The sequence below is a fragment of the Heliomicrobium gestii genome, from assembly GCF_009877435.1.
Taxonomy (GTDB): Bacteria; Bacillota; Desulfitobacteriia; order Heliobacteriales; family Heliobacteriaceae; genus Heliomicrobium; species Heliomicrobium gestii.
Genome location: NZ_WXEX01000006.1, coordinates 18,949 through 42,846 on the forward strand (window position 1 = coordinate 18,949; position 23,898 = coordinate 42,846).

A 23,898-nucleotide genomic window follows, 5' to 3' on the forward strand; every position below is an offset into this window, starting at 1 on the left:
CCCGTCGCGGAATAAAAGAGGCAACCTCGATCAGGTTGCCTTTGCTCCTTCGATGACCGCCTCGATCACCCTGGCTTGTTGGCTTTCCGTCAGTCCGGCATACATGGGCAGAGAGACGGCCTGACTGTAGAAGCGTTCTGCAGCCGGGCAGAGACCCGGCCCATAGCCGAGATTCCGGTAATAGGGATGCAGGTAGACAGGGCGGTAATGAACATTGACCAGGATCCCCCGTTCCCGGAGGTAGTCGACGAACGCTTTGCGTCTCGCCTCACCGGCTACGACACGGATCACATAAAGATGCCAGGCCGATTCCCGTCCCCGACGCCGCCCCGGAAGGGCGATGGCCTCATTGAGACAGGCCAGTTCCCGGTCATAGCGATCGGCGATCTCCCGGCGGCGGTCCAGGAACCGGTCCAACTTCTTCAATTGGCTTTCCCCCAGGACCGCCTGGATGTCGGTCATCCGGTAGTTGTACCCCAAGGCATGCATCTCATAGTACCAGGCGCCCTCGTCCGCCTCCATGAACGCCCGATCCCGCGTGATGCCATGGCTGCGAAAAAGGACCAATTTACGATACAGTTCTTCGTCGTCAGTGACAACCATCCCGCCTTCGCCGGTGGCGATATGTTTTACCGGGTGAAAGGACAAGGTGGTCATGGCGCTCAGGCTTCCCACCGGCCGGCCCTCCACGGCGGCGCCAAGGGCATGGGCGGCGTCTTCGATCACCGGAAGGCCATATCGCTCGGCCATGTCACGGATCGCCGCAATATCCGCCGGCAATCCGGCGAAATGGACCGGTACGATCGCCCGCGTCCGCTCCGTGATCAACGACGCCACAGCGGCAACGTCCACATTTCCCGTGTCCGGCTCGATATCGGCGAAGACCGGTTTGGCCCCCAGGTAGAGGGCGGCGTTGGCCGTCGCCGCAAAGGTGTTGGCCGGGACGATCACCTCATCGCCGGGGCCGATGCCGGCGGCAAAATAAGCGGCATGGAGCGCCGCCGTCCCCGACGAGACGGCGACGCCGAAGCGGGCGCCGACGCGGCGGGCGAGCGCCGCTTCAAAGCGGTCGATGGCCGGACCGGTCGTCAGGTAGTCGCCGCGCAGCGCCTCGGCCACAGCGGCGATGTCCTCTTCATCGATGGACTGGCGGGCATAGGGAATCCACTCTTCCTGCCCTGTCATCGCTCGCCGCCCCTCAATTCCGGTTTGACCGCCTTCAGCCAGGCGGCTGTGCGGGCGATCCCCTCTTCCAGAGACAGGCGCGGACGCCAACCGAGCAAGGTTTCCGCCTTGGTGTAGTCACAGAGAAGTCGCCGGATCTCGCTCTGCGGGTGGGGATGGGCCACACAATCGACAGAGAAGCCCTCGCCGGCGCCGGTCACCTCGCCGATTAAAGAGGCGAGATCGCGAACGGCGATCTCCCGGCCCGACCCGGCGTTGAGCAACTGCCCCACGGCCGCCTCATCGATGCCGGCCTGGATGACAAAACGGGCGCAGTCCTCCACATAGAGCAGGTCCCGCGTCTGGGTCCCGTCGCCGAAGATGTGCAGGGGTTCGCCGCGCAGCGCCCGTTCGACAAAAATGGCCACGACACCGCCTTCGCCGTTCGTCTTTTGGCAGGGCCCGTAGGTGTTGAACGGCCGGATGACCGTCACCGGCAGGCCGTAGGCGTGGTAATAGGAGATCGCCAGGTGTTCGCCGGAGAGCTTGGCTCCGGCATAGGGCGATGCCGGCAGGACAGGATGGCCTTCATCGATGCCGCCCGTCTCCGGCGCCGGCGAATAGACCATGCAGGTGCTCATGAAGACAAAGCGGGTTCCATAGACCCGGCACAACTCCAGGAGACCGAAGGTTCCTTCCACATCGCGCGAAAAGGTGTCTTGCGGGTGATCGATGCTTTTTTGGACATTGATCTCCGCCGCCAGGTGGTAACAAAGGGGGAAGCGATGCTCGGCGAACCAGGCCGCCAACAACGCCCGGTCGCGGATATCGCCCCGGCGGTAGGTCAGCCGCCCCATCGCTTCAGCCGGCTTCAGAGGCGCCAATTCGGCGTTGGAAAAAGCGAGGTTCCCTTCACTCCCGTTGCTGAGATCGTCGATCGTCCAGACCTGGTGGCCCGCTTGCAACAGTTGGAGAACAACCCAGCGGCCGATGAAACCGGCGCCACCTGTGACAAGTATTTTCAACGAGGTTCATCCTTTCTTACAGCAGGTATCTGTGGGCGACGCCGGTGAAGACGCTCCTGCACGATCGTTTCCGTGGCAAACGCGGCAGGGACGATGAAAAACCCCGGAAACACCGGGGTCAAGGGACATCTATGCATCAGGATCGGAAAACTCGGGCGCTTTTCCCGTCTCTTCCCACTTGTCAAAACCATCGATAACCTTCTGGTAGGTGTCCTGGCATACGGCGGGCAAATCACCGCCAAAGGCTTCGGCCGCCTTCTTGTACCCATCCTCGAAACCCTTGCGCAACACGTCCAGGCGGCTCGGATCGCCGCCGGAGAGCGCCACGGCGAACTTCAGGATCCGTTCTGACACCTTGTCGGCGCCGAACTCGCCGCCATCTTCGATGTCACGGGCCGCCTGTTCCCGGGCCGCCTTCAGTTCCGGCGAGTCGATGACCGATTCGTCCTGGTCATCGATTTCCCCGTCGCTATCTTCGCCGTCTTTACCGGATTTCCCCTGCTGAACAATCAGGTGGCGCACCGTTTCAATCAAACGGTTGTACTGCTGCTCCGCCTGTTGCTTCAGCCGGTTGATCTCCTCCCAACTGACCTGATAGGTCCCTTTGGGCTCCGACTGGCCCAGTTCGACGATGGCGCCGACATCGCCTTCCTTCGACGGCTTTGTCGCAGCATCCGGCGCGGTGGAAGGAGCTTTGCCTTCCTCTTTGGCGCCCTGGCGGGAAACCTCCTGTTTCCCCCGGTACGTCGTCGTGGTTGAACGGTACGCAGTGCTGGCGCGATAGGCGTCAATTCCGGTCATCCTTGACCACCTCCTGCCTTTCCTATCGAGAAAAACAGGGGGAAACTTAACACATTTTCCTGGTCTTGGACCCCTCGGCGCGCCATTCCTTCCCCATCTCGACGGTCATTCAAGGACGCCCTTCGCGAGTGAGATCAGGGCGCGTCGGTCACATCGACGGCTTTTTGCAACACATCGCTGTTCAGGCCCCCCCATTCCGGGTGCTCGTCAAGCCAGCGCAACACCGCCGGCACGGGCGCGATCCCGCCGGGCCGGTAAAAGCGCCGGTAGATCTCCTCCATGAGTTGGAAGTCCTTCCTTTCGTCCACACAGAGACGGTACTGGGGACGCCGGTAGGCCTCCGGCGCCAGGTGGCGCTGCACGTCAAACCGGCCGGAGTGGTAGAGATGGAAGGTCACATGTTCCCGCGCCGCCGGGTAGAGAGCCTCGGCAAAGGCCTGTTCCAACGCCTCCCGGGAAAAGACCTCCGTATCCAGCCCACGCGGGCACTGGTCGACGGTCATGTAATCGGTCTCCGCCTCAGCGTAGGTGGTCATGACAGCGGCGACGATGTCCGGATCGATCAGCGGGCAATCGGCGGTGATCCGCACCACCGTCGCGGCGTCGACTTCCCTGGCGCAGAGGGCGTACCGGGAAAGCACATCCGCCTCATCGCCGCGAAACACATAGGCGCCGGCTGACCGGGCCAGATCGGCCACTGGATCGTCGATCCGCCCCCGGCTGGTGGCGAGGCAGAGCACATCGGCCTCGCGCACCCGTTTCAGCCGCTCCAAGACATGCCAGAGCAGCGGCATGCCGGCCAGCGGCATGAGCACCTTGCCCGGCAGGCGGCTCGATCCCATCCGGGCTTGGACAATGATCGCCCTTGTCAACGACGACGCCTCCTCCATTGCGTTGCCTGCAAGACAGGCCTTACTTCAACCGTTTCAGCAGTGTCTCGATCTTTTTCCGGGTCGCCGAGAAATCAGCCGGCAACAGCCCGAGGCAGATGACATCTTTGAAGCGATCGTCATGCCAGACATGCTCCCGGAGCGTTCCTTCGACAAGAAAGCCATAGTTCCGGTGCATGCGCGCCACCGCCTCGTTTCCCTCGAGCACCTCGGCCCAGATCTTGTGCAGACCCAGATCGCCAAAACCATGGCGAAGGAGCAGATACTCTGCCTCCAAGGCGACACCAGGCAGGCGATCGCGCTCTTCGGCGATGTAAAACCCTAAATCAGCCCGCCGGTGGCGCGGCTCCATGTGGGTCAGCGAAATCAGCCCCACCGGCCGCAGGCCAGTCCCGCTGCCGGTCACGGGCGGTTCCTCCGCTTCCATCCCGTCTACGGTCGCCCGCTCGGCAGGAAGAATGCGCTCAATCACAAAAAACCGGTGGCGCTCGCGATCACAGACCCGGTGGCGGTACCAATTCATCTGCATCTCCGGCGTGATCGGATCCCAGTTATACATGGGATAGTAAACCTCGGGGCTGTTCCGCCACTGGCGGATGCGCTCCAGATCGCGCTCCTCTACGGGGCGCAGACGGACAAAACGTCCGGTGATGATCGCTTCAGCCATTCCCGCTCCCCTGTTCCTCGCGGCGCATCTTCTTAAACCGTTCGCTGAAGGCGGCTCGCTCAAGGACCGTCACTTTGACGGGCACCTTATAGGGCAACAGGCGCTGGCGGCAAAACGCCCGCACCCGCCGTTTCAGCGCCGCCGTCTCCTCCGGATTTTCCAGCGCCAGCCGGGCCACGACGATCTGACCGGTGACAGGGTTATTTTCTCCCGTCACGACGGCGTCGACAACGTTCTCCATCTGCATGAGCACGCTTTCCACCTCGGCCGGGTACACCTTTTCTCCGCCCACGTTGATGATCTCGGAGCGGCGTCCGAGGATGCGCAGGTACTCGCCATCGACGAGCACCTCATCCTGGGTGTTAAACCAGCCCTCCTCATCGAAGGGGCTCGGCGCGTTCAGGTAGCCGAGCATGGCTGATTCGGCCCGGATCCAGAGGATCCCCTCGACCACCTTGGTCTCGAACCCCTCGCCGCCGATCCTCACCCAGAGCGAGTCAGACGATCGGGACTTCGAACGCAGTATGCCCAACTCGGACAGCCCGTAGGTCTGGAGCAGTCGGACCTGGGGCAGCGCCTCCCGCAGCCGCTTCAAGGTGCTCTCGGGCATCACTTCCGTCCCATAGGTGATCAACTCCAGCGAGGAGAGGTCGGCCCGCCGGTACGCCTCCGAGATGAGCAGGAGGTTCAAAAAAGTCGGCGACGTGGGCAGCACCTCGACCCGGTATCTTTCGATGTTGGCGCAGACCTGATCGGGTGTCCGCCCGGGCACGGTGATGATCGTGCCGGCGTTCGCCAGGACATAAAAGAGCGTATTGAATCCGCCGATGTGGTCGAGGAGCAAAAAGGTCAGCATCCGCTTCGACTGGCGGGGCTGTTGAAATTTTTTCATCAGGAGCGTCAGGTCATGAAGCGCCGCCTTGCTTTTTCCCGTCGACCCGGAAGAGAAAAGGATCAAACCGGGATGTCCCCGCTCAATCAGCTTCACCAGCAAGGGGTTCTGGGGCGGCTCCAGCCCATCAAGCGCGTTCAATGCCCCATCGCCCTCGCGCCAGCAACTGCCGCTTTTCCAGACAAGGCGCCATTGGTCGTCGTCGTCGAAGGTGAACAGCGCTTGCGCCTCGGCGATGGCCAGGAATTCCTCCCGCTGCCGCCGCACCGAATGGGTGAGGGGCACCACGATGACGCCCCGGTCGATGAGGGCCAGCAACAGGGCGCACAATTCCGGCGTATAGTCCCCTTCCACAGCGACAACCATGCCGGCTGTGATGGGCGGTCTGCCGGTTACAGGGTGGGGCGCCGATGCAACGATCGCCCCACGGGAGAGCGCGCCGTCAAGCTCCCCCTGCCAGGCGTCGATGCGGTCCAGCAGCCACCGGTAGCTGTAGGACCTTCCGTTCCAGATCATTGCCTCCGCCCCATCATGGGCGGCCATCTTTGCTTTCAGCCAGTCCAAAAACACGGTCACGCGCCCCCCAAATACAGCACCTGGCCGGTGATATAGTCGCTGCGTTCGCTGATAAAAAAGTCCACCACGTTCGCCACGTCGGCAAAGGCGCCCAGCCGCTGCAAGGGCAACTGCTCGATGAGCCTGTCGATCTTCGCCCTCGGCACGCCCCGGATCAGATCCGTCTCGATCGGTGTCGGTCCGACGGCGTTGCAGGTGATCCCGAAGGGAGCCAGTTCTTTGGCCAGGACACGGGTGAAGGTCTCGACGGCGCTCTTGGAGGCGGCATAGACGGCCTCTCCCTCGATCCGGAGCGGCACGGCGATGGTCGACAGGTTGACGATCCGGCCCCAGCGGGACCGCATCATCAGCTTGGCCGCCTCGCGGCTGCAGAGAAAGGTCCCGGCAAAGTTAGTCGATAGGATGTGATCGGCCGTTTTCCAGGGAGTCAGCACCGTGTGGTTCATCGCTGCCGTCCCGGCGTTGTTGATCAGGATGTCCAGCCGGCCCCACCGTCGCTTGATCGACGTCACCATCTCAATCACCTGGGCCTCATCGGCCACGTCGGCCTGCAGGTGCCAGTAGCGCTCATGAACCAGGTCGCTGCTTTCGCGACTGCAGCCGGCGACCAAATACCCGCCGTTAAGATAGTGTTCCGCCAGGCTGCGGCCGATCCCCTTGCGAGCGCCCGTGATCAGCATCACCTGGGGCGCCTGAGCCGGCGCGCCACCGTCTGGCTTCGATTCATTCTCGTATGTCATGTCCTGCACCTCAGCCTTCGGTTTCTTCAAAAGGAGCCGATCTCCCTCCGCTTGGATGCCTTCCTCCGAAAGCCGCATCGGCCGTCACAGCAGCGTGACGATGTAATCGGCCAGGGAGCCGACTGTGAGAAAGGGGCTCTGCCGTTGCGACATGGCCCGCTCATCGGCCAGCACGATCGCCTTGCCGGTGGCGTCCTCCATGTTTTGTTCCACATCGACGATCAAGGTGACCAGCCCGACCGAGTCGAGCAAGGCCTCCTTGCCAAAGAGCTTGCTCTCCTCGTTCAGCCCGCTCACCGGCCCGTCGCCTTCCGCCAGGAGTTCCGACAGGGCATCCACGATGACTTGTACAATCGCGTCCCGGGTCATGACAATCCCCTCTCCACTATGAAATATCGATGAAATATCGCATCGTTCCCATCGCCCGCTTCGCCGGGGCGTCGCTTTGTCACCCTATGCTTCTTCCTCTTCCGGAAAGAGGAGGTCCCAGGTCACCGGCGTTCCTTTGGCCGCATCCCGGATGAGGGGCCTGCCGAGCAACAGGTCATAATACTTCGGCGGCAGGCCGTCGCCCGGCCGGATCACCCGCAGGTTCTCCGGCGTGAATCGTTCGCCGGCGCCCATATCGGCGCCGATATAGAGGGAACGGCGATGCTTCAACGATGTGGCCTCGCCGCCGAGGGGTCCGTAATGCACCCGGCCCAGCGCCTGCCAGGCCCGTTCCGTCTCCGCAACCAGCGCCGCCATCTCTGCCGGCTCCAGGGAAAACGCCGCATCGACGCCGCCATCAGCCCGGTTCAGGGTGAAGTGCTTCTCGATCACCGTCGCCCCGAGGGCCACGGAAGCTACGGCGACACCGATGCCCAGGGTGTGATCGGACAGGCCGACCTGCACCGCTGTCTCCTCCGGGGCGGCGCCTCCGTAGAGGGAAAGCAGGTGGGGGATCGTCCGCAGGTGGCTGGCTTCCGGCGACGCCGGGTAGCTGCTCGTGCATTTGAGCAAGGCCAGGTGACAGCAGCCGGCATCCCGGGCCGTGCGGACAGCCTCATCGATCTCGGCCACCGTCGCCATCCCCGTCGACATCAGCAGGGGCTTGCCTGTCGCCGCCACCCGCCGGATCAGGGGCAGATCGGTCAGTTCAAACGAGGCGATCTTGTACATGGGCACATCGAGCGATTCGAGAAAATCGACGGCAGAGGCGTCAAAGGGGGTGCTGAAACCGATCAGGCCCAGTTGGCGGCAGCGCTCGAAGATCGGGCCGTGCCACTCCCAGGGCGTCGCCGCCTCGGCGTACAACTGGTGCAGCGTCCTGCCGGCCCAGAGGCTCTGGGGATCATCGATGCGAAAGGCGGCCTTGTCCACATCAAGGGTCATCGTATCGGCCGTGTAGGTCTGGATCTTCAAGGCATGGGCGCCCGACCGGGCAGCGGCCTCGACGATCTGGAGCGCCCGCTCCAGGGAGTGGTTGTGATTTCCCGACATCTCGGCCACGATCAGCGGCGGCGCATCGGCGCCGACGATCCGCCCGGCCACCGTAAATGAACCCATGGGCATTCCCTCGCTAGTCATTCCTTTATCTTACCATCATCGACAGGCCGGCGGTACGGGTAGGGCCGCTCAGAGCCGCTCAAACAGGTTCAAGGCCTCCCGCACGACCTGATCCATGTTCAGGTAACGGTACTGGCCCAGTCGCCCCACAAAAAAGACATCGCTCAGTTTGGCCGCTTCCTCGGCGTATTTTTCATACAATTCCCGGTTCTTCCGAGCCGGAACGGGATAATAGGGTTCACCATGGGCCATGGGATACTCCCGCACGATCGTCGTGACAGGGCATTGCTGCCCCGTGGCGTGCTTGATCTCGATGATCCGCGTGAAATCGAATTCGTTGGGGTAATTGACGACACAGGCCGGCTGGAACTGCTCCCGCTGGATCCGTTCAAACTCGAACCGCAGCGAGCGGTACGGGAGACGCCCCAGGGCGTACCGGAAGTACTCATCGATGGGCCCGGTGAAGATCAGCCGGCGATAGGGGATGACCTCTTTGATCTCGGCAAAATCGGTATTCAACATCAGCTTGATCCCGGGATGGTCGATCATCCGCTCAACCATGCGCGTGAACCCCTGCTTGGGCATCCCCTGGTAGGTGTCGGCAAAATAGCGGCCATCGCGGTTAAAGCGGATCGGGACGCGGGCGCAAACCTCCGGTTCCAGTTCAGAGGCCGCCATGCCCCACTGCTTGCGCGTATAGCGGTCAAAAAATTTCTCGAAGAGTTCCCGGCCCAGCTGGCTGACGATGACATCCTCCGAGTTGCGGGCCTCTCGCGGCTCCCGCCGGCTCGCCAGGAAGGCCTCCATCGTCTCCGCCGTCAGGGAAAGGCCGTAGAGTTGATTCAGCGTATCCAGGTTGATCGGCAACGGCAGCAGTTGCCCATCGACCCAGGTCAGCACCCGGTGGAGGTAATGATGCCAATCGGTAAACCAGGACAGATACTGAAAGACCTCGCGGTCATTGGTATGAAACAGGTGGGCGCCATAACGATGAACCAGCACGCCGCTGTCGTCGTAGCCGTCATAGGCGTTCCCGGCGATGTGGGATCGCTTTTCCACCAGCAGCACCCGGGCGCCCCGCTGGCTGGCCAGCCGTTCCGCCAGGGTGCATCCGGCCAAACCGGCGCCCACGATCAGGTAATCGAACATCCGCCATCCCCCATATTTTCAAACGGTTCTCCAACATCTCGTCTTGCTTCGTCTTTGTTCGACTCAACCCGGCCCGAGTTCCTCCCGCTTGTGGGGCACAAAGAGCGCCATCAGCGAAAAGACGATCAACCAGGGCAGCCAGAGCAGCGCCGCCGCCAGCGCTGCCAACAGGGTAAAGGCGCCATTGCGCGCGCCCGTCGCCATCAGGCCGGCTGAAGTGAGCGGCGAAAGCTGGCCCGGGAGATTGATCTGCACATGCTGCCGCGCCGGGATGGCCAAGCTGAAGCGCAGCACGTTGTAAAAGCCGGAGCCGGACACATTGGCCACCGGCGCCACAACGGTGTCCCACCGGCGCGATCGGACCGCCTCGGGCACCTTCGCCGGGTCAAAGCTCCCCACCTCCGGGTAGACGAGCACCTCATCGACCTCGCCGTAACCGGCGGCCATGTCCCGGCCATGGGCGTGGGTCAGGATGGCCAGCTTCATCCCGGGATACTCCTGGACGAGGGCCGGCACGATCTTATCGATCTGTTGAAAAGAGACCGCACGGATCAACAGGCACCATTTCTCCGTTGATTCGTTCATCCTTGCCCTCCCTTCCCGTCGATAACCGCCAGGATCTCTGCTGTCTTTTGCCGGAGCAGCGCCTCATCGCCCCGCGTCTCCACGTTCAGGCGGAGCAGGGGCTCTGTATTGGAAGCTCGCAGGTTGAAACGCCAGTCGGCAAATTCAACGCTGAGACCATCGGTGCGGTCGACGACGCCGCCGGAAGTGAAACGACCCTCGATCTCGGCCAGAACCGCCCCCGTTTGGGTCACCCGGCGGTTGATCTCGCCGCTGCAGGGGAAGCGGGCCATCCGTTCCGCCACCAGTTCAGACAGCGCCTTGCCTTCCCGGCTCATCGTCTCCAGAACGAGCAGCCAGGGGATCATGCCGCTGTCACAATAGGCGAAATCGCGGAAGTAATGGTGGGCCGACATCTCCCCGCCATAGAGGGCATCCTCCAGGCGCATGCGCTCCTTGATGAAGGCATGGCCTGTTTTGGACTGCACCGGCAACCCGCCGGCCTCGGTCACCATCTCCCGGGTGTTCCAGGTCAGGCGCGGATCATGAATGATCCGGGCGCCGGGACTGCGGCGGGCGAAGGATTGTCCGAGCAGGCCCACCAGGTAGTAGCCCTCGATAAAGCGCCCCTGCTCATCGAAAAGAAAACAGCGATCGAAGTCGCCATCCCAAGCGATGCCCCCGTCGGCGCCAGCCTTCCGGACGGCCTCGGCCGTGGAGAGCCGGTTCTCCGGCAGCAACGGATTGGGGATGCCGTTCGGAAAAGAGCCGTCCGGCTCATGGTGTACCTTGACAAACTGAAAGGGAAGATGGGCTTCCAGGGCGTCGATGATCGGCCCGGCGCAGCCGTTGCCGCTGTTGACGACCACCTTCAGCGGGCGGAGGGCCGCGCGGTCCACATAGGAGAGCAGGTGAGCCACATAGGGGGCCATCAGGTCATCGCGGCGAAGGATCCGGCCCTTTCCCGCCCCTTCGCCCTCCGCGACCCGAGAAAAGGCCCATTGATCCCCTTTTGCGCCCGTGGCGAGCGCCTCCAAGTCCCGCAGGCCGCTGTCGCCGCTGATAGGACGGGCCTCGGACCGCACCAGCTTCATCCCGTTGTAATCGGCGGGATTATGGCTGGCCGTGACCATGATGCCGCCGTCCAGTTGCCAGTGGAAGGTGGCGAAATAGACCTGTTCCGTTCCGCAGCAGCCGATGTCGATGACATCGCAGCCGCCGTCGGTCAGCCCTGCCGCCAGCGCGCGGGCCAGGGCGGGACTGGAGGGACGGACATCATAGCCGACGACGACCTGCTTCGCCGGAAACAACTGCACATAGGCCCGACCGATCCGGTAGGCCAGGTCTTCATTCAACTCATCGGGGACGCGGCCGCGGATGTCATAGGCCTTAAAGGGGTTTCCTCCCACCCGACGCACACCCTTCCGTCTTCGATTTTCCTATAAAAACGCTACGAATAAAAACGCTATTCGATTTTAATGGCGTCCACAATGATCGACGTATAGCCCAAGCGTCCATCGACATTTCTTCTGTCAAAACGGCGGGAACGGTGGATCATTCCGTCCTGACAATCCCAGTCGCGATAATGAAATTCCCCGTTCTCATCCCAGTACTCCAGCAGTTTCACGGCAAAACCGCTTCGCAAGAAGATCTTACAAAACTCATCATAGGTGTACAGGCATTGATGTTCATCCTTGCCGACATCGACAGCCTGGATGTATTCCTTGTTAGGGTGATAGCCATCGGGCACGGCGACGCGCAGATAACCGCCCGGCTTTAAGAAATTGTAGCAGTTTTGGGCGGCCACCTGCCCCTCTTCCTTGGTCATATGCTCCCAGACATGCTCGGCCATGACGGCGTCAATGCTGCCTTCCGCAAAGTACTTCCGCCATTGTTCCGATGAGGTGATATCCAGGAAGCTCATTTCCGTGGGGAGCCAGTCTTGTTCAAAGATCTGGCTGGCGCCGATGACGATCCGGATCTTTTCGTTATTCTTCTGTTTCTCCGCGAGAGCTTCCTTGAACTTGATTTCGTGCAGGTCGAAGACGTCATACTTCGTCACCTGGTTTTCGGTCAGCTGCTTGGCGATCTCCTTGTAGTAGTTGCTCGTGATGATCACATGGAGCGTCCGGTCTTCGAAGAGATGGCTCGGCGGATAAATGGGCAGACCGTTGAATCGGGTTCCCCACTTTTTCGGGTCATTGTCACAGTAACCGATGATCTCATAGTCGCCGCGCAGGTAGTCATAGGCCGCCAGCCCCAGATTGGAGGCGCCGAACAAAACGGTGCGTTGCTTCATTCCCTGCTCCCCTTCGACCTTAACTTCTTCCGTATGTATCGGTAAACCGGACGATGTCGTCTTCTTCGAGATAATTGCCGTTTTGCACCTCGATGATCACCAGGGGGATTTTGCCCGGATTCTCCAGTCGGTGCCGCGTTGACTTCGGCACAAAGATGCTTTCATTCTCGTGGATCATCCGCGCCTCGTCGCCGATGGTCACCCGCGCCGTTCCCTCCAGGACGATCCAGTGTTCGGAGCGATGATAATGCATCTGCAGGCTTAGCCCTTGTCCCGGCTGAACGACGATGCGCTTCACCTTGTGACCGGGCGCGTCGACGAGGATCGTGTAATTCCCCCAGGGCCGGTACTGCTTCGGGTGTTCCACCGCTTCGCGCCGTTGCCGTCGCTTCAACTGCTCGACGACTTCCTTGATCTTCTGGGATTCGCCGCGGCGGGCGACGACGATCACATCAGGCGTCTCCACGACCAACGTGTCTTCCAGGCCGACACCGGCCACCAGCCTGCCGTGGCTCATCAGCAGCGTCTCGCGGCATCCGAAGGGGATGCAGTCCCCCTCAATGACGTTCCCCTCGGCGTCTTTGGGCAACGCCTCAAAGATAGCGTCCCAAGAGCCGATGTCGTTCCAGTAGAGGCCGAAGGGGAGCACGACCACCCGCTCCGATTTTTCCGCGATCGCCTTGTCGATCGAGATGGACGGCGCTTCCGAAAACCGGTCGAGCATCTGATCGAAGGGGGAGCGGGCCATCTCCGCCAGATCCGGTTGATGGCGCTCCATCTCTTCGAGAAGACAGCCGATCGTAAAGGCATACATGCCCGAGTTCCAGTAATAGCCGCCTGCCGCTAGAAACGACTCAGCCGTGGTCCGATCCGGTTTTTCCGTAAACCGGCGGACGGCAAAGCCGATGTCCCGGGCGTCCCCCGCCTGGATATAGCCGTATCCCGTTTCCGCGTTGGCCGGTTCGATGCCGAAGGTGACGATCTGTCCCGTCTGGGCGGCGCCGATGGCCGCCTCGATCCGTTCGGCAAAAGCCTCTTCCGGGCGAACCAGGTGATCCGAGGGCGCCACAAAGAGCGCCTCGCCAGGGTCGCACCCCAAGACATCAAGGCAGTAACGGGCGCTCAGGGCGATGGCCGGCGCCGTATTCCGCGCCGCCGGTTCCAACAGGATATGGGCGCGCTCCGCCCCCCACCGCCGCAACTCCGTTTGCACATGATGAAAATAAGCCTGGTTGGTGACGATGACCATATCCTCCGGGTTGACGCGCTGGCGAAAACGCTTCACCGTCTGCGCCAGCAGGGACATCTCCCCGCCGATCTGCAAGAACTGCTTCGGGTAATCCTGCCGCGACAGCGGAAAGAGGCGTGTGCCTCCGCCCCCCGCCAAAATAATCACTTTCATGGCTCTGCCCCCTTTTCCGGCCCCCAAGCTCCTCTTGGAACAAACTCTTTATCGGTAAAAGGTAAAGTTGACCCGGTAGGGGACACGCAGCTTTTGCGCGACCTCCTCCCGCACCGGCTTGCGCAAGGGCAGGATCGTTGTCATGCCGGCGGCGGCGGCCCAGGCAGCCTTGATATAAATCATAGTCGACTGTTCCAAGGAAAAGTAGCAGCAGTAATAAAACAGGCGCAGGGTCAGACCCCAGGCGCGCAGCAGCGGTTGATTCTTCCAGACGAGCCAGAAGAGGTTGCGCGTATAGAAAAAAGGCGCCCGCCAGGACTGGCGATTGACCGGCGAAGCCTTGTGGTAGGCGATGATGTCGGGGAAGAACTCGATGCGGTACCCGGCGTCCCAGATCCGGAAGGCCATGTCCATCTCGTTCATGTAGAGAAAAAACTCGCCGGGGTAATAGCCCGCTTGTTCCATCACCTGGCGCCGCACGCCGGCGCCGGCGCCGTTGAAACTCATGTAATAGTCGACACCCACCGGTTTCGCGGCGCCACTCGTCTTTTCACCGCTCGAAGGGGGCTGAGCCTTCTTCGCCGCCTCCCCCATGGCCGGTTGCTGCCGTTGCCCAGCTTCAAACTGGCTGTAGCTGCGCACGTCAAAGGCGACGACACCCAGTTGGGGGTCTGCCTGAAAGCGCTCCACCATGCGACGGATCGCGTCATAGGCCGGAAAGGAATCGTCGTCCAGGATCAGGACGTACTCGCCCCGGGCCGCCCGGAAGCCGTAGTTGTATCCCTCGACACCCAGGTTTTTCCCCGTTTCGATCAAACGCACCTGGGGAAACTCAGCGCGGATCATCTCCACACTGCCGTCAGTGGAGCCGTTGTCGACGACGATGATCTCCAAATAGGGATAGGACTGCTCCTGCAGCCGCGTCAGCCCTTCCCGCACATCTTCGCGACGGTTCCAGTTCAACATGACAACAGACACCAGTTCCAACAGCGTCACTCCTCCCCTTTTTCCTTCCAAATCGCTTCGAGGGAGCGACGCACGCTCGTCCGTTCCAGGCCGAATTCCTCCCGGGTTCGTTGATCACAGAGGGACAAATCGGGAAAGAGGAATCCACCGGCCCCCTGCAATGAAACGGGCCGGATGAGATCGGCGGGATGCCCGAAGACCTGGGCATAGGCAGAGGCGAAAGCAAACCGGGACAGCCGTTCCCCGCAGACATGATAGACGCGCCGTTGAAAAGACTCCCCGTCGATCAAGGCCCCGAGGATGTGGAGAAAATCGGCGTAAAAGGTCGGCGAGTAGTAGGCGTCGTGGTAGCAATCGACAGGCTCCTCTTTGGATAGGGATGTGTCGAGAAATTGCAGGAACGTCGCCTCCCTGTCGTAAAGGGCCGCCAAACGGAGGACAAAAAAACAGTCGGAACGCGAGAGTCCCTCCCTCTCGGCCGCCCGCTTGCTTCTTCCATAAACGGTGGTCGGTTCGGGCGGGTCTGTCTCCTGATAGCGCCCCCGCACCCCGTCAAAGACATAATCGGTGGAGATATAGATCACCCGCGCATCCGGGAAGGCGGTCAGCAGGTTGCTCGTGGACTGGCGATTGACAGCGTCAGCCAGCGCGGGATCGCGCTCGCAAAGGCCGATGTTTTTCACACCGGCGGCGTGGATGATAACGTCAGGTTTGACCTGTCGGGCCAGCGCCGCCAGGGCAGCGGGATCGGTCAGATCGCAGGGGATCCGGCGAGGTCCGGCGGCGCAACGAGCGCTTACGCCGGTCCAGTCATACCGCCCGTCAAGCCACCGCCCGACAAGGCCGCCCACATAGCCGGTCACACCGGTCAACAACACCCTTTTCGTCATCGAATGATCGTTCCTTCCATGTTGACTCCGGCGGCGATGACCGGGGCCGCCGCCAGGGCGACCTGCTCCACTTCCTCATAATTGCGGCCATCGGGGTTGGTGTAGGGGATCACAGCGGCGCGGAAGGAAAACTCGCTTTGCAGCGCCCTCGCCCAATCGCCCAGCAGGGAGGCGCGAAAATCGCCCGTCTGCTCGAAGACATGCATCCGTTCCGGCGATAGGAGCGGCGCAAAATGGGCGACAAATCGCTGGTGAGTCAACACATGGGCCTCATAGCCGAGGCGGTTCAGCAGTTCCAGCAGCGCCACCGTCAGGTTGACATTGGCCGCCTGCAGCAAAAGGACCCGTTCTCCCGGCTGGACGCTCGCCGCCACTTTCTCGGCAAAGGCGGCTTGGAAGGCCGGCGCTCCGACAGCCCGGCGCACCTTGCTCTCGGCCCAGCGGCGATAGGCCAACGCCACATAAGCCTCCAACTCCTCGCCGCTGAAGGTCTCCGTCCGGGAGACGGCCTTGAAGGCGCCGTCATAGTCAGACCAGTTCTTCGTCGTGATCCACCCGTTGCGTTCGTACAGGGCATACATCCGCGTGCCCGGAAAGGGCGTGGCGATGGAGAACTGCAGCGACTCCGCTTCCATCCGGCAGGCCAGATCGATGGTCCGCTCGATGCTTTCCGCCGTGTCATTGGGCAGGCCGATGGTAAAGGTGAGGTGCACCTTGATGCCCAACTCACGGGTGAAGTTGACCATCTCGACGACCTTCTCCAGGCTCATCCGCTTGCCGATGTCATTGAGCACCTTGGGATCGGCCGATTCCACGCCGTACTTCATGCTTTGCAATCCCGCCGCCCGCAGTTCCAGCAAGGCCTCGCGGGTCATCAGGTCGGCCCGCCCCATGGCGCCCCAGGGGACGCGATCGAGCCCCCGCTCTTTCAACAACCGGGCCAGCGCGCGCACATAGTTCAGGTCCACGTTGAAGGTGTCGTCATCAAAATAAAAGCTCCGGTAGGGATACTGGCGGAGATGGGCCTCGATCTCGGCGACCACATCTTCCGGATTCCGTTTCCGGTAACGGCGGCTGCGGTAGATCACCTGGGGCCAGACACAGAAGATGCAGCCAAAGGGACAACCGCGGGTGGCGTACACCTGCAGCTGCGGCCGTTCCAGGCCGAGGCCGTGATCGATATAGTTTCCGTTGGGGAGATCGGTCCGGTCGGGCCAGGGAAGTCCATCCAGTTCGGTCAGCGCTCCCTCGCCCGTTTTGACGACCTTTTGCCCGTCTCGATAGAGCAGGTTCGCCACGGCGCCGAGATCGCCGCCATCGCGCAGCGTCGTCAGCAGCCGCGTCACCGGCGCCTCATACTCGCCGTAGACGACATAGTCGATCACCCCGTGGTCGGCGAAAAACCGCTCATCCTCCAGTTCAAAGTGAATCCCGCAGAAGACGGCGCGCAGTTGCGGGCGCATCTCCTTCAGCCGTTGCACAACCGTCAAGTCATGGTCAAGGCTCGGCGTCGACGTTTCGACGACGATCACATCGGGCTGAAAGGCCGCCACAAAGGCATAAAAATCCTCGTAGCTTTCGCCAAGGGCGATGGAGTCCCTGACTTGGGCCGTAAATCCGGCTTGTTTCAGCATGGCGCCGGCTGTGGCCAGGAAAAAGGGGACAGGCATGTCGCCGCCGACCAGTTCCCCGCCATAATACTGGAATGTATGGGGCCAGCGGGACCCGGCGCGAATCCCGCGCCAACCGGGCTTCCCGGCTTCCGGCTTCTCATGCCAGGGGAGGTTTGCTAAAAGCACGCGCACTGCCTAAACTTCCTTTCCTCGTTCATACCGTCGGCAGCAACTCCCAAAGGGGATCCTCCAAGTCGTAAAGCGGCGCTACGACCGCGCTCCCCTGCATCCCCCGGATGCTGTGGTAAATCTGCGGTCCCGACGATTCGGCAGCGATGACAATCCCATCGAGTTGCAGGCGCGCCAGATCATCCACCGAAAAAACGGGGTGGCCCGACACGGTGGCGCCGGCCAAGCGACGGTCGACGAGGCCCAGCATGTTCAACTTGGGATAATCGGCGAGGACCGCCAGCACCGCCGCCGCCATCAGCCCTTGCGCGCCGTAGATGACGATCCTGCTGCCAAGCCGCTCCCACTGGGCCAGCACAGGACGCAACCGCTCGATGAAGGGACGTTCGCAGATCACCCCGTCGGCGGCGGCATCGATGCGCAGGTCGTTGACGATCAGGCCGGTGTGATCCACGGCCAATCGATCGAACACTGCGGCGTCGCCCTTGGCGATCGCGCTCAGCCATTCCCGGACATGGTCTCTTCTCACCAGGTAGTTGAGGACCGGTCGAAAGCCCCTTGCCCCGGCAAAACCGGGACAACGCCGCTGGGCCAAGGCAGCCAGATCAGGGCGAAGATCGCCCGGTCGCACCGTCTCTCGAAGGAGGACGCCGCAGATGTTCTCTTTCCATCGCTGGACCCGGTTGTCATCGAGCTTGCGCGTTTCTAAAAAGGTCCGCACGGCGATAAGGGGCGGTCGCCCCCCTTCCATGATCGGTCGCACTAGGCTGTATTCGATGTTTTCCACAGCAAACTGACCGATGAGGAAATGAAAATAGCGGCTCTCCTCGTCGCGCAGCAGTTCCGCCAAGCGCTCATCGCCAAGCAACGGTTCGACCTCACCGAGGTCTTTCAGGATAACCTGCCGGACCATCTGTTCCGGCGAAGCCGTCCCCATCTGCGCTGGAACCGGACAAGGGTTCGAGGCGCCGTTTCGCCCTTTGCCGTGTCCCGCCCCGTTACGTTCGGCGGCCCGTTGAAACAGTTCGGTCAGGCGCTGGGTCGTCGTATGATCGCGATGGGCTCTCGCCCCCACCTGTTCAGCCATGGCCTGGCGTTCCGCCTCATGGGCGATGTAATAGGCGATTTTATCCTGGAGATCGGCGGCGTCGTCATAAAAGACGATCTCCTCGCCTTCCCGGAAGAGTTCGGCCAACTCGGGGTTGCGGTTCGTGATCTGCAAGACGCCGCAACCGGCCACCTCGAAATGGCGCAGTTTCGTCTGATAGCCGTCGCCGTCGGCGGAAAAACCGGGATTGAAGACAATCTTGCTTTGCCGGTAGACGCGCACCATCTCATCGGTCGTGAGGACGCCGCCGTTGCAGCCATGGAGCACCGGGTGCTTGTCCCATCCGGAACCGAAGATCCGAAAGTTCAAGCCGGCGCTCTGACAAAACTCGTAGACGTCGACAAGGTTTTGCTGGCGCCGGTAAGCTTCATGTTCGGTGGAAAACACGTTGTTTTGAAAGAGGTTTTTGCCGATATACACCACGTCGTAGATCGCGGGGCCGCAGTCAAGGGGGCGAAAGACGGCCGGATTGAAGCCCCAGGGGAGATACATGACCCTCTCGCCCCAGCCCATGGCCTGTCGACGAGCCACGGCGCGCTTCGAATGGGAGGCGATAAGATCGAAAAAGGGGTCGACAGGCTCATTTTTCTTATACCAGACTTCGGGCTCATCGTCGGCATGAAAGGCGACGACGGGCAGCCCCGCCTGTTTCAGGACAGAAAAAAAGTCCTCGCTCAGTTCCTGTTGGATGCCGTCGGAATAGAAGAAGAAAAAATCGTAATTGCCCTTGCGGATCAACGAATAGAGGTACTTTTCGATGGTACGGGCTTTATGAACCACCTGAATGGGGGTAATATCCACAAAAGTCGGGTCGAACAGCGCCTGCATCGGCTTGATCCAGCAATCCTTGATATAAACGCTCGACAGCATCCCTGTCATCAAAATTCGCACAAATCCACGCCCTTTGAAAGATCCTTTCTCCCCATTCTATCGACAGCTTCCACTCTATCCTTTAATAGACAATCTCCCAGGAGGGATGTTCGAGTTCATACAAGGGGATGACACAAAACCGGCCCAAGCTTTTGCTGAGGTTCTCATAGATCTCCGGCCCCGAAACGGTGGCAGCCACCAGCACCACGTCCGGTTGCAGCGATTCCAGCATATCGGCCGAAAACACGGGATGCCCGTCCAGGCTCTTGCCGGCGAGCGCCCGGTCGATATAGCCGAGAAAGGAGACGCCGCGACGTTCGATGGCCTCCCGCGCCACCGGCGGCAGCGCGCCCCGGCCGCCGTAGATCATGACCGATTTCCCCAGTCCCTTCAGGTCCGCCATCAACCGGTCGAGCTTTCCCCGCAGGTTCAAAAAGGAGAAGGCCCTCCCGGCAGACCGGTGAAAGCGCACGCGGTTGACGATGCGATGGCTATGGATGATGCGCAAGTCTGCGCGTCCGCCTTTAGCTGCGCCTGCACCTGCGCCGGACCCCAAACCTGCGCCCGCACCCGCCCCCACACCGGCGGAGCCGAAGCCAGAGCCGGAGCGAACAGCAGCCATAAAATCGTCCAGCCGGGACGCGCGAACGAGATAATTGAGCCCCACCAGCGGCGACGCTGTTGTGCCAGGCAGGATCAACCGGTCTGCCATGTCTTGCGGCAACAGCGCGAGCGCCTGATCGCCATCGCTGTCCAAGAGGCAGCCGTTGAAATTCTCTTTGTTCACTTGGATGAAGTTGCCGTCCTGGCCGGGAAACTCGACGATCGTTCGCACCGTAAGCACATCGGCCGGCGAATCGCTGCCGAGAAAGGTCCGGATGGGCAGGTAATCGGACTCGATGGACAGGAGATCCGACTCCGGGGGCAAGAGATGGACAAAAGCGCGCTCCGGCTCGGCAATCCCATCGCCGTAGACGCAGACAGGCGTCCCTTGAATCTGCTGAGGATGTCCCGCCCATACGGACGCGGCGCCCCCTCCCGGCCCCTTCTCCGTTCGATCCTCACGCGCCTTCCCGCCTTCCTCGCTCGAAAAACAGGCGCGAACATGGGCCATCAGCGCCTCGACCCGGTGTTCCGCCGTATGACCGCTCCGGGCGACTTTAAGCGCCGACAGGGCGATCCGGGCGCGTTCCTCCTCATGGCGCAGGTAGTAGAGCACCTTCTGTTCCAATTCATCCACATTCGAAAAATAGACGGCGCCGCCGCCATCGGGAAAAGAGGCCGCAAAGTCGGGGTTATGGTTGGTCAACTGACAGGCGCCGCTGCCGGCCACCTCAAAGAGGCGCAGCTTGTTTTGATAGGAGGCAAAGTCGTTGTCAGCGGTCCAACTGGGGTTAAAGACCAGCTTGCTCTCGTTGAAGATGCGGACCATGGCGTCATCTTCCACCAGACCGCCCGCCGCCTCGCCGAGGATGGGATGGTCTTCCCAGCCCATTCCGAACAAGCCGAAACGAAGTCCCTGGCGCCGGCAAAGCTCATAGAGGCGCACGAGCGAATCGGCCCGCAGGCGGCTGTCTTCAAACCAGTCCTCCGGCCGGCCCGACTGTTTGTTTTTCCCGACAAAGACGATGTCGTATTTTTTCTCCGCATCCGGCATGCGTCGAAAGACAGCCGGATTGTACCCCCAGGGGAGATACAGCGCCCGTTCCCCCCACCCCTCGGCTCGCCGCCGCTCGCAGCTACGGCGGGAATGGGTCGCCACCATGTCATAGCGGTGATCGAAGCGCCGGTTGCGCTCATACCAGACCTCCGGTTCGTCGTCGCCATGAATGGCGATAACGGGGATCTGGCTCTGCCGCAGGGCGGCGAAAAAAGCGTCCGGAAAATCATTGGCGATGCCGCCATCGGTGAAAAAAAGAACGCAATCGACGGTGTCGTTGCGAAGCAACCCCAGAATGTACTGGTGGCAAAAGCGGCCTCTGCCGTCGCCGACGGCCAACAAGGGGGCCGTATCAACGACCAGGCTGTCGGGATAAAGGCGGCGCAGCGGCGCTCGCCAGCAATGCTCCATATAGCGGTGACTGAAGTTTCCGATCGCGAGAACTCTCATCATTCGCACCTTCATTTCTTAGGGAAGCAGCGCGGCGATCCGCTGCCACAGATCCGCTTCGCTGATCCCCTCGATGCAGGGCCAGGGCTGATCGCCCTTCAATGCAAAGCGGCAGGTCCAGTTGCAGTCAAAACAATCCATCCGGTGATAGACAGAAATCGGTGGATGCTCTCCCGGGGCCGTGTAGGGGACAAACCGCCCGAAATGGCCGCCCCCCAATAGGCAGAGGGATGTCGTCGCTACGGCGGCGGCCATGTGAACGGCGCTCGTTTCGTTGCTGATCACCAGCTTGGCGCCATGGATCCAGTTGGCCAACTCAGACAGCGACAACTTTCCGATCAGATTGGTGACGGCCATGCCGCCGCCCGCCTGATCCAGAAAAGCGTGGCCCAGTTCCTCCTCCCCCGGGCCGCCACAGAGACAGCAGTCCCATCCGCTCTCCTCATGGAGACGCCGGGCGATGGCGGCAAACCGGTCAATGGGCCAACAGCGCCGCCGGTTGCCAGCGCCGGGGAAGATGATAAAGTAGGGCCGGCCCTCTACGGTCTCCAGGGGGAGCGGCCATTTGGGAATGGCCGCCTGGTGCTCCGGCAACCCGAGGGCGCGCACAAAGGCCGCGTTGCGTTCCAGTTCCATCAAGGCCGGTTCGGTTGCCGCGATCAGGCGGGTGTACCAGTGATCGCTGATCCGCCGCTCCTCCGCGGTCAGGTTCGCGCCGTCGCCGTCCCAGCCGATCCGCTCGACGGCGCCGCTGGCGTAGACGATGGCGTCGCCGCAGCGAAATTCCCGCGAATAGGTCGGTTGAATCGCCACATCGGCGGCCAGTGCCGCGATCCCATCCAGGGTATCTGTCAGGTAGGCTTTGTCAACCAAAAAGCGTTTCCGGTTGACCGGGATGATCTTCCGGAAGTATCCCGTCGACTGCCAGAGATCGACGCTTGCCTCGTTGCAGGCCAAGAGGTATTCGTGCCGGTCCGGCGAGTACAAGGCCAGGTACCCCCGGATGGAATCAAGCCAAAGGATCGAATCCCCGATGGCGTCGACGCGAACGAAGAGGATCCTTTTTTTCTGCTCTCCCTTGCCGCCGTTGCCGCCTTCGACGCGCTCACCGCCTACGGCGATCCTTTCCACGACGCTTCCGGAAACCCCTTCGGCTTCCCCAGTCGCTTCAGTCACTTCCCTTTTTTGCAGGCAGGCGCGAGCGTGGCGCTCTTCGATCAGCGCCTGGAAGAGGTGAAGGGCGACCTGCTCCCCGCGAAAAAAGTGGATATGTTCCGTAAAGCCCATCGAACACAACTGGGCGCTGATCTCATCATAGTACGAACTGGCCACGAGCACGGCCAGTTCGTCACGCTCCTCTTCCAGCAGCTTTGCCGGCGGCTGGACCGGGCATCCGTCGATCCGTTGCCCCCATTGGGCCGCGGCGTTATCGACATAGTAGGCGATCGCAGACGGCAACAAAGGGACCAGCCGCCGGCTGGCGTCGCCTGTGCCGAATATCACCAGTTTTTTATCCCACAGCGGCGACCGTTCTCTGAAACGGTTCATTCCGAAGCCCTTTTCTTCCTCAACACCATCTCAAAGTTATAGATGTGGCTGGGATAGCGCTCATGGATGATTTCCACATCGTCACGGCCGTCGAGGATGTCTTTGAGGTAGTCCGGGCCAAAGTGCTCATGGATATGATAGGGGTTGGACGCCTCTCCCCGCTCGCGGCAATACTGGCGATACAGCGGTTCATCGGGCAAAAAGAGGATCAGGTGGCCGCCCGGTTTGAGCACCCGCAGCCACTCGTCGAGCACCTGGGCGGTATCGCGAAAATCCTCGAGCACATGGGACGAGTAGATATAATCGAGGGATTCATCGGCAAACCAGCAGAGATGGTTGGCATCGCCGTGCAGGTGTTGCGGGTAGTAGTTGTAGCTCACATAGCGCTTGGGCATGTCCATGCAGATGGCGCTGTCGACGATCGGATCGCCGCCAAAGCCGATGTCCAGCCCGTTGCCGACACAGAAGCGGCGCAGGTCATCGCGCACCTTCGAAGTCTCGGAACAGGTGTAGCATTCGGAAAAGACGGCCAAGCCGTCATAAAAGTGGATGTTCTCCCGGAGACCCATCTCTGTCAGCTGCTGTGAGATGGCGTCGTAATATGTACTGGCGATGAAGACGACTTCATCGCTCTTTGCTTCCGTGAGGCGGCTCGGGGGAAACACAGGCTTGTCCAAAAAGGTCGTCCCCCACTTCGCCTGGTTGTTATCGACGTAGCCGATCACCATCGCGCCTATCGGGGCCACCGCCTCGGTAAACCGTTGCCCGCCCGAACCGGTCCCAAAGACCAGGATCTTCTTTTCCTTGATCCAGGCGGCGACCTTGAGGGCCGTTCGCAACTCATGGGAAGAAAGCATGGGGCATTTCTCCTTTGTCTACATCCCTAT

Annotated in this window: 21 protein-coding genes; all 21 read right to left on the reverse strand. The window is 61.4% G+C overall.

What is annotated here, in order from left to right; all coding sequences use genetic code 11:
- Window positions 1–30: 30 nt before the first annotated feature.
- On the reverse strand, window positions 31–1,185 hold the full coding sequence (gene pseC, locus GTO89_RS08095; RefSeq protein WP_161261576.1) for a UDP-4-amino-4,6-dideoxy-N-acetyl-beta-L-altrosamine transaminase: 1,155 nt from the start codon (window positions 1,183–1,185) through the stop codon (window positions 31–33).
- The gene (locus GTO89_RS08100) at window positions 1,182–2,189 is read right to left on the reverse strand and encodes a dTDP-glucose 4,6-dehydratase (RefSeq protein ID WP_161261577.1); all 1,008 of its coding nucleotides are present in this window, start codon (window positions 2,187–2,189) and stop codon (window positions 1,182–1,184) included. Before GTO89_RS08100 ends, pseC begins: the two co-directional genes overlap by 4 nt.
- Before the next feature lie 129 nt (window positions 2,190–2,318).
- The gene (locus tag GTO89_RS08105) at window positions 2,319–2,990 is read right to left on the reverse strand and encodes a hypothetical protein (RefSeq protein WP_161261578.1); all 672 of its coding nucleotides are present in this window, start codon (window positions 2,988–2,990) and stop codon (window positions 2,319–2,321) included.
- 134 nt (window positions 2,991–3,124) lie between these two features.
- Complete coding sequence (locus GTO89_RS08110) at window positions 3,125–3,862, reverse strand: cytidylyltransferase domain-containing protein (RefSeq protein WP_161261579.1); 738 nt, start codon at window positions 3,860–3,862, stop codon at window positions 3,125–3,127.
- Window positions 3,863–3,902: 40 nt separating this feature from the next.
- Window positions 3,903–4,547 (reverse strand): GNAT family N-acetyltransferase, encoded by a 645-nt coding sequence (locus GTO89_RS08115; protein ID WP_161261580.1) that lies wholly within the window; start codon window positions 4,545–4,547, stop codon window positions 3,903–3,905.
- On the reverse strand, window positions 4,540–6,009 hold the full coding sequence (locus GTO89_RS08120) for a long-chain fatty acid--CoA ligase (protein ID WP_204758201.1): 1,470 nt from the start codon (window positions 6,007–6,009) through the stop codon (window positions 4,540–4,542). The genes GTO89_RS08115 and GTO89_RS08120 overlap by 8 nt, the downstream gene beginning before the upstream one ends.
- Window positions 6,010–6,011: 2 nt before the next feature.
- Window positions 6,012–6,785 (reverse strand): SDR family NAD(P)-dependent oxidoreductase, encoded by a 774-nt coding sequence (locus tag GTO89_RS08125; RefSeq protein ID WP_235920331.1) that lies wholly within the window; start codon window positions 6,783–6,785, stop codon window positions 6,012–6,014.
- A gap of 54 nt (window positions 6,786–6,839) precedes the next feature.
- A complete protein-coding gene (locus GTO89_RS08130; protein ID WP_161261581.1) occupies window positions 6,840–7,124 on the reverse strand; it encodes a hypothetical protein in 285 nt (94 codons plus the stop codon).
- 84 nt (window positions 7,125–7,208) lie between these two features.
- On the reverse strand, window positions 7,209–8,303 hold the full coding sequence (pseI, locus tag GTO89_RS08135) for a pseudaminic acid synthase (protein ID WP_161261582.1): 1,095 nt from the start codon (window positions 8,301–8,303) through the stop codon (window positions 7,209–7,211).
- 69 nt (window positions 8,304–8,372) lie between these two features.
- Window positions 8,373–9,452, reverse strand: a complete 1,080-nt coding sequence (glf, locus tag GTO89_RS08140) for a UDP-galactopyranose mutase (protein ID WP_161261583.1) — start codon at window positions 9,450–9,452, stop codon at window positions 8,373–8,375.
- Window positions 9,453–9,515: 63 nt separating this feature from the next.
- Window positions 9,516–10,037, reverse strand: coding sequence for a glycosyltransferase family 9 protein (locus tag GTO89_RS08145; RefSeq protein WP_161261584.1), 522 nt, complete (start codon window positions 10,035–10,037; stop codon window positions 9,516–9,518).
- Window positions 10,034–11,425 carry a phosphohexomutase domain-containing protein gene (locus tag GTO89_RS08150; RefSeq protein WP_328793880.1) on the reverse strand — a complete coding sequence of 464 codons (1,392 nt, stop codon included), beginning with the start codon at window positions 11,423–11,425 and terminating at the stop codon, window positions 10,034–10,036. The genes GTO89_RS08145 and GTO89_RS08150 overlap by 4 nt, the downstream gene beginning before the upstream one ends.
- A gap of 56 nt (window positions 11,426–11,481) precedes the next feature.
- The gene (locus GTO89_RS17350; RefSeq protein WP_235920332.1) at window positions 11,482–12,315 is read right to left on the reverse strand and encodes a methyltransferase domain-containing protein; all 834 of its coding nucleotides are present in this window, start codon (window positions 12,313–12,315) and stop codon (window positions 11,482–11,484) included.
- A 19-nt stretch (window positions 12,316–12,334) separates the two neighbouring features.
- The gene (locus GTO89_RS08160; protein WP_161261586.1) at window positions 12,335–13,717 is read right to left on the reverse strand and encodes a mannose-1-phosphate guanylyltransferase/mannose-6-phosphate isomerase; all 1,383 of its coding nucleotides are present in this window, start codon (window positions 13,715–13,717) and stop codon (window positions 12,335–12,337) included.
- A 48-nt stretch (window positions 13,718–13,765) separates the two neighbouring features.
- Entirely contained in the window at window positions 13,766–14,695 is a 930-nt protein-coding gene (locus GTO89_RS08165; RefSeq protein WP_328793886.1) for a glycosyltransferase family 2 protein, read from the reverse strand.
- 14 nt (window positions 14,696–14,709) lie between these two features.
- Window positions 14,710–15,573 (reverse strand): SDR family oxidoreductase, encoded by an 864-nt coding sequence (locus tag GTO89_RS08170; protein WP_161261588.1) that lies wholly within the window; start codon window positions 15,571–15,573, stop codon window positions 14,710–14,712.
- Window positions 15,570–17,378 carry a B12-binding domain-containing radical SAM protein gene (locus GTO89_RS08175; protein WP_161261589.1) on the reverse strand — a complete coding sequence of 603 codons (1,809 nt, stop codon included), beginning with the start codon at window positions 17,376–17,378 and terminating at the stop codon, window positions 15,570–15,572. The genes GTO89_RS08170 and GTO89_RS08175 overlap by 4 nt, the downstream gene beginning before the upstream one ends.
- Window positions 17,379–17,400: 22 nt before the next feature.
- A complete protein-coding gene (locus tag GTO89_RS08180; RefSeq protein ID WP_161261590.1) occupies window positions 17,401–19,374 on the reverse strand; it encodes a CgeB family protein in 1,974 nt (657 codons plus the stop codon).
- A 61-nt stretch (window positions 19,375–19,435) separates the two neighbouring features.
- Entirely contained in the window at window positions 19,436–21,463 is a 2,028-nt protein-coding gene (locus tag GTO89_RS08185) for a glycosyltransferase family protein (protein ID WP_161261591.1), read from the reverse strand.
- Between the two features lie 18 nt (window positions 21,464–21,481).
- Window positions 21,482–23,011, reverse strand: a complete 1,530-nt coding sequence (locus GTO89_RS08190; RefSeq protein WP_161261592.1) for a glycosyltransferase family 9 protein — start codon at window positions 23,009–23,011, stop codon at window positions 21,482–21,484.
- Window positions 23,008–23,868, reverse strand: coding sequence for a class I SAM-dependent methyltransferase (locus GTO89_RS08195; protein WP_161261593.1), 861 nt, complete (start codon window positions 23,866–23,868; stop codon window positions 23,008–23,010). Before GTO89_RS08195 ends, GTO89_RS08190 begins: the two co-directional genes overlap by 4 nt.
- Window positions 23,869–23,898 lie beyond the last annotated feature (30 nt).

What these genes read in the sequence shown, in the direction of transcription:
- GTO89_RS08145 (WP_161261584.1), bottom strand. Translation starts at nt 10,037, where the DNA reads ATGAACGAATCAACGGAGAAATGGTGCCTGTTGATCCGTGCGGTCTCT.
- GTO89_RS08185 (WP_161261591.1), bottom strand. Translation starts at nt 21,463, where the DNA reads ATGAGAGTTCTCGCGATCGGAAACTTCAGTCACCGCTATATGGAGCAT.
- GTO89_RS08190 (WP_161261592.1), bottom strand. Translation starts at nt 23,011, where the DNA reads ATGAACCGTTTCAGAGAACGGTCGCCGCTGTGGGATAAAAAACTGGTG.
- GTO89_RS08105 (WP_161261578.1), bottom strand. Translation starts at nt 2,990, where the DNA reads ATGACCGGAATTGACGCCTATCGCGCCAGCACTGCGTACCGTTCAACC.
- GTO89_RS08160 (WP_161261586.1), bottom strand. Translation starts at nt 13,717, where the DNA reads ATGAAAGTGATTATTTTGGCGGGGGGCGGAGGCACACGCCTCTTTCCG.
- pseC (WP_161261576.1), bottom strand. Translation starts at nt 1,185, where the DNA reads ATGACAGGGCAGGAAGAGTGGATTCCCTATGCCCGCCAGTCCATCGAT.
- GTO89_RS17350 (WP_235920332.1), bottom strand. Translation starts at nt 12,315, where the DNA reads ATGAAGCAACGCACCGTTTTGTTCGGCGCCTCCAATCTGGGGCTGGCG.
- pseI (WP_161261582.1), bottom strand. Translation starts at nt 8,303, where the DNA reads ATGGGTTCATTTACGGTGGCCGGGCGGATCGTCGGCGCCGATGCGCCG.
- glf (WP_161261583.1), bottom strand. Translation starts at nt 9,452, where the DNA reads ATGTTCGATTACCTGATCGTGGGCGCCGGTTTGGCCGGATGCACCCTG.
- GTO89_RS08170 (WP_161261588.1), bottom strand. Translation starts at nt 15,573, where the DNA reads ATGACGAAAAGGGTGTTGTTGACCGGTGTGACCGGCTATGTGGGCGGC.
- GTO89_RS08115 (WP_161261580.1), bottom strand. Translation starts at nt 4,547, where the DNA reads ATGGCTGAAGCGATCATCACCGGACGTTTTGTCCGTCTGCGCCCCGTA.
- GTO89_RS08195 (WP_161261593.1), bottom strand. Translation starts at nt 23,868, where the DNA reads ATGCTTTCTTCCCATGAGTTGCGAACGGCCCTCAAGGTCGCCGCCTGG.
- GTO89_RS08130 (WP_161261581.1), bottom strand. Translation starts at nt 7,124, where the DNA reads ATGACCCGGGACGCGATTGTACAAGTCATCGTGGATGCCCTGTCGGAA.